This is a genomic window from uncultured Mycobacterium sp. (assembly GCF_964249325.1).
Classification (GTDB): Bacteria; Actinomycetota; Actinomycetes; order Mycobacteriales; family Mycobacteriaceae; genus Mycobacterium.
Window position 1 is genome coordinate 1 of the sequence record NZ_CAXUCH010000274.1, and the last position, 5,307, is coordinate 5,307.

6 protein-coding genes and 1 pseudogene are annotated in these 5,307 nt (G+C 67.5%); 4 read left to right on the forward strand and 3 right to left on the reverse strand.

What is annotated here, in order from left to right:
- Positions 1-195: 195 nt before the first annotated feature.
- A complete protein-coding gene (locus ACFE99_RS22345) occupies positions 196-762 on the forward strand; it encodes a TetR/AcrR family transcriptional regulator (RefSeq protein ID WP_375488664.1) in 567 nt (188 codons plus the stop codon).
- Positions 763-767: 5 nt separating this feature from the next.
- On the opposite strand, the gene ACFE99_RS22350 is transcribed toward ACFE99_RS22345, so the two are convergent.
- The 3 genes and pseudogenes from ACFE99_RS22350 to ACFE99_RS22360 all read right to left on the reverse strand — a co-directional run bounded on the left by ACFE99_RS22350 (position 768) and on the right by ACFE99_RS22360 (position 2,903).
- Complete coding sequence (locus ACFE99_RS22350) at positions 768-911, reverse strand: hypothetical protein (RefSeq protein WP_375488666.1); 144 nt, start codon at positions 909-911, stop codon at positions 768-770.
- A gap of 114 nt (positions 912-1,025) precedes the next feature.
- A pseudogene (locus ACFE99_RS22355) lies at positions 1,026-2,232 on the reverse strand (serine hydrolase domain-containing protein).
- Positions 2,233-2,237: 5 nt separating this feature from the next.
- The gene (locus ACFE99_RS22360) at positions 2,238-2,903 is read right to left on the reverse strand and encodes a class I SAM-dependent methyltransferase (protein WP_375488668.1); all 666 of its coding nucleotides are present in this window, start codon (positions 2,901-2,903) and stop codon (positions 2,238-2,240) included.
- Positions 2,904-3,221: 318 nt separating this feature from the next.
- Here ACFE99_RS22360 and pyrR point away from each other — a divergent pair, with 318 nt between their 5' ends.
- The 3 genes from pyrR to ACFE99_RS22375 all read left to right on the forward strand — a co-directional run.
- A complete protein-coding gene (pyrR, locus tag ACFE99_RS22365) occupies positions 3,222-3,800 on the forward strand; it encodes a bifunctional pyr operon transcriptional regulator/uracil phosphoribosyltransferase PyrR (protein WP_375488670.1) in 579 nt (192 codons plus the stop codon).
- Positions 3,797-4,753: an aspartate carbamoyltransferase catalytic subunit gene (locus tag ACFE99_RS22370; protein ID WP_375488672.1), complete on the forward strand. Its 957-nt coding sequence runs from the start codon at positions 3,797-3,799 to the stop codon at positions 4,751-4,753. Before pyrR ends, ACFE99_RS22370 begins: the two co-directional genes overlap by 4 nt.
- The coding region (locus ACFE99_RS22375; protein WP_375488675.1) for an amidohydrolase family protein at positions 4,750-5,307 on the forward strand (558 nt) is incomplete at its 3' end. The genes ACFE99_RS22370 and ACFE99_RS22375, both read left to right, overlap by 4 nt.

The window sequence follows — 5,307 nt, forward strand, 5'->3', positions numbered from 1 at the left end:
GATGCGCTTAGCATCGCGCTCAAGGGTGGCGACGCCGACGTGCGCGCCTACGCCCGCCGCGCGCTGACATACGAACCCGCGTAGTCGGGCAGGTCGACGTCGGGCCGGTCGGGCGATCCCCGCGCGGGCCGAGCAATGACATCCGTGTCCAATTACGGCAATCTGCTGGCGTCGAAGTCACTACGCTTGCCTATCGTGACGACTTCAGGCGGCTCGGCTAATTCCCGCCTGACAGTGGACGACTGGATCCAGACCGGTTTCCGCATCCTCGCCGAAGAGGGCATCAAGGCGCTGACCATCGATCGGCTCTGCCGACGCCTCGGCATGACCAAAGGCAGTTTCTACTGGCATTTCAGCGACATGAAGGCCTACCGGCGCGCGCTTATCGACACCTGGGCCGCGGTCCGTGACGAGGATCGCGGATTCTTCGATGCCCTCGCGGCGGACCCGCCGCGGCAGCGGCTGTCGCGGATGATGACCGCGTTGGTCGGGCCGCGGCACTGGATGCTCGAGCGCGCGATGCGTGAATGGGCGCGCTCGGAGCCGGCGGTCGCGGCCGCGGTACGCGAATCAGACCAACGGGTGGTGGCCACGGTGCGGCAGGCCTTCCTCGATGACGGCTTCGACCCCGAAGACGCCGACATGCGCGCCAACGCCACCTTCGCCGCCGGCATCGGGTTTTTGCATTTGTCGGGTTCGCGGCCGAACCCGCAGGCCGCCGGCCGTCGCGAGCGGTTCCTGGAAGTGATGCTGCGCCACTAGTCGCCTTACTCGCCGAAACTGCGCTCCTCGCCGAGACTGCGCTCACCGCAGCGAAACTGCGCCAGCTGCTTGGTATTTGCTTCGCAGTTGGCTATGGCCGCAGACTCGATCAAGTCGCCATACGTAAAGGCATGGTAGGGGTCAGTCATGACGAAGCCGTCCAGGTATCTGGTGTTCGACGACGACTCAGCCGCGAGGTGGCCAGCGCGCTGGAGATCGGCGCGAAAGTGTCTCCGAAGGCGATGATCGGACCTGAGCAAGCGCTACAGCCCCAGCGCGCGGTAGGTGCGGCGCACGAATTTCGGTTGCACTGCTTGTAGTTTGGCGCGGGAGGTGTTTCCGGCGACCGCGGCGGCGGCGTCCGAAGACAGGGTCGGCAGATTCTGCACCAGATACAGCAGGATCAGGTCCGCCGACGGGTCTGCCTGCCACCACGTCCCGTACGCGCCGGGCCAGCTGAACGTCCCCAATCCGCCCGGCCCGAACAGCGCCGCCGATTTCGCCGGCTCGGTCACAACCGACAGGTTCAACCCGAACCCGCGGCCGATCCAGAACGGCGAGCCCAGGAAGGGATGCCGCTTTTGCTCGGCGGTGAGCCGATCGGTGCGCATCGCCCGCGCCGATTCGGCCGAAAGCACCCGCACCCCGTCCAGCGTCCCGTCCCGCAACAGCATCCGGGCGAACCGCAGATAATCGTCGGCGGTCGACCACAACCCGCCGCCGGCGTTCGGAAACGCCGGCGGCGACACGTGCGGCGGACCCATCGCGTCGTGCTGAAGCCGGTCGTCGTCGTCAAGCCGATACATGGTCGCCACGCGGGACCGCTTCTCGGCCGGGACGAAAAACCCAGTGTCGCGCATGCCCAGCGGCTGCAGGATGCGCTCGTCGAGCACCTGATGAAACGGTTTGCCCTCGATGCGCGACACCAGGACGCCAACCACCGTCGATGGCGTGACTGTAGGTGAGCCGCTCACCGGGCTGGTGCACCAGCGGCAAGGCGGCAAGCGCGGCCAGCCAGACGTCCGGGCCCTGCCCGAACGGCAGCCGAACATACGCTCGCGAGATTGGCCCGGTGACCGAGAAGCCGTACGCCAGGCCGCTGGTATGGGTCAGCAGATCCTCGACCAGGATGGCCCGCTGCGCCGGATGCGTGCGCTCGAGCGGACCACTCGCATCGTTGAGCACCCGCATGTCGGCGAATTCGGGCAGCCAGCGCGTGATCGGGTCGCGCAACGCCAGCTTGCCGTCGTCGACCAGGCTCATTGCGGCGGCGACGGTGACCGGCTTGGTCATCGACGCGATACGAAACATGGTGTCGCGCCGCATCGGCAGCCCGGCGTCGACATCACGGTAGCCAATCTTGTTGACATGCAATACTTCTCCGTGCTGCCAGACAACGGTAACCGCGCCGGCAAGCAGCCCGGCGTCGCAGGCCTCGCGGATGGAAACCTGATTGCCGTCGAGATTCACCCGGATCAGGTTAGTGGGCGCCGCTGCGCTCGGACGAGCCAGAACGCCATCTCCACCTCGGCGCCGTCGACTTCGCGGCGCACGGTATTGGGTTCCAGTGACACGATGTCCCAGCCTGCTCCGCCCAGGACGTCACGCAGCGTCTGCTCGGACACCACCGGTCGCGGCCGGTCTTCGTCGGGCGGGTTGGCGTCGCAAAAACACGACATCAACAGCGTTGCGCCTTGCCGGGTGGCCCGGTGCACCGCCTTCGCGTAGCGGCGTTTGCCGTCCTCGTCTAGACAATGAAACATGCCGCTGTCGATGACGGTGTCGAACGCGGCCGTGTAGCCCTCCAACGTGGTGGCGTCGGCCACTGCGAACGCCACGTCGACGCCGGCGTCTTTGGCGCGGCGCTCGGCGGTGATCAGCGCTGTGGGCGAGATGTCGAGCCCGGTGACGGTGAAACCATGCCGGGCCAGGTAGACCGCGTTGTCGCCCAGGCCGCAGCCGATGTCGAGCACGTCGCCGTGCACCAGGCCTTGCTCTTGCCAGCCGACGACGCTTTCCTTGGGCGCCTTGGTATCCCACGGCGGCGTCGTCGCCGCCGGGATGCCCTCGGCCGGGCTCCCACCGCGGTAGAGCGCGTCGAAATCCAGCCGGGGAAACGCAGAAGATCCAGAGCCTGTCATTTTCGCCAGGGTAGCCAAGCCGCGCTTAGGCTGCCGCGCATCCCCAACGGACTCCCGGACAGGTGGTACACGGTTTGCCCGTCCGGTAGCGATTAGGCCAGGTATTCGTTCTGAGGCGGGCACAACGGTCGGTCGGTACTGATAGAAGCTTGCTATCGCAGAAGTGACATCGGATGCCGCTGGGCAAACGCGAGACGGTTCCTCGGGACGCCACGCGGCCCGCTTGATCGCCAGACGGGCCGGCAATGCTAGGCTGCCGGGCAGTCGACATCCTTTAACGATCCGTCCGGCGAGGCGGAGAAGGAGGTCAAGTCTCGTATGGGTGCTGTGGGCCACACCGGCTTAGGCAGCGAATCCCGGGAATTGATGTCGGCGGCCGACGTGGGCCGCACCATTTCCCGTATCGCCCACCAGATCATCGAGAAGACCGCGTTAGACGACACCGCTCGGCCTGGTCCGCGGGTGGTGCTGCTGGGCATCCCGACCCGCGGGGTGACGCTGGCCCAGCGGCTGGCCTCCCGCATCGCCGAGTTCTCCGGTATCGATGTCGACCACGGTGCGCTCGACATCACCCTGTACCGCGACGACCTGATGATGCAGCCGCCGCGGCCCCTGGAAGCCACAAACATTCCGCCCGGCGGCATCGACGACGCGCTGGTGATCCTGGTCGACGACGTGCTGTACTCCGGGCGCTCGGTGCGCTCGGCGCTGGACGCGCTGCGCGACATCGGCCGGCCGGGCATCGTGCAGCTGGCGGTGCTGGTCGACCGCGGCCACCGCGAGCTGCCGCTGCGCGCCGACTACGTGGGCAAGAACGTGCCGACCTCCCGCAGCGAGAGTGTGCACGTACTGCTGAGCGAACATGATGGTCGCGACGGGGTGGTGATCTCCCGATGACCCGACACCTGCTGGCCGCCGGCGACCTGAGCCGCGACGACGCCACCGCGATCCTCGACGACGCCGACCGCTTCGCGCAGGCTTTGGTCGGCCGTGAGGTCAAGAAGCTGCCGACACTGCGCGGCCGCACCATCATCACGATGTTCTACGAGAACTCCACTCGCACCCGGGTGTCGTTCGAAGTGGCCGGCAAGCTGATGAGCGCCGACGTGATCAACGTCAGTGCGACGGGATCGTCGGTGGGCAAAGGCGAATCGCTGCGCGACACCGCGCTGACGCTGCGCGCCGCCGGCGCCGACGCGCTGATCATCCGCCATCCCGCGTCTGGTGCCGCGCACCGGTTGGCCGACTGGACCGCCACCGACCAGGGGGGCCCCTCGGTGATCAACGCCGGCGACGGCACCCACGAACACCCCACCCAGGCGCTGCTGGACGCGCTGACCATCCGGCAGCGGCTCGGCGGCATCGACGGCCGGCGCATCGTGATCGTCGGCGACATCCTGCACAGCCGGGTCGCCCGCTCCAACACCCATCTGCTGGCCACGCTGGGCGCCGAGGTGGTGCTGGTCGCGCCGCCGACGCTGCTGCCGGTCGGGGTGGCCGACTGGCCGGTCACCGTGTCCTACGACCTTGACGCCGAATTGCCCGCCGCCGACGCGGTGTTGATGCTGCGGGTGCAGGCCGAGCGGATGCACGGCGGCTTCTTCCCGTCCGCGCGCGAGTACTCGGTGCTCTACGGGCTATCTGACCGGCGCCAAGCGCTGCTGCCCGGCCACGCCGTGGTCCTGCATCCCGGTCCGATGCTGCGCGGTATGGAGATCGCATCATCCGTGGCCGATTCGTCTCAATCGGCTGTGCTGCAACAGGTTTCCAACGGTGTGCACGTGCGGATGGCGGTGCTGTTTCATGTCCTTGTCGGAGCGGAGTCCCCGGAAAGGGGGGCCGCGGCATGAGTGTGCTGATTCGTGGGGTTCGTCCGTACGGTGAGGGCGAGCGCGTCGACGTGCTCGTCGACGACGGCCAGATCGCCGATATCGGTGCGGGGCTGCACGAGACCGGAGCACTCGAAAAAGCCTCAGTCGTCATCGACGCGACGGACCAGGTGCTGCTGCCCGGCTTGGTCGACCTGCATACCCATCTGCGTGAACCGGGCCGAGAATATGCCGAGGACATCGAAACCGGCTCGGCAGCAGCGGCTTTGGGCGGCTACACGGCCGTGTTCGCGATGCCCAACACCAACCCGGTCGCCGACAGCCCGGTGGTCACCGACCACGTCTGGCATCGCGGCCAGCAGGTCGGCCTGGTCGACGTGCACCCGGTCGGCGCGGTCACGGTAGGGCTGGCCGGAAAAGAACTGACCGAGATGGGCATGATGGTCGCTGGTGCCGCCCAGGTGCGGATGTTCTCCGACGACGGCAACTGCGTGGCCGACCCGCTGGTCATGCGCCGCGCCTTGGAATACGCCACCGGCCTCGGCGTGCTCGTCGCCCAGCACGCCGAAGAACCC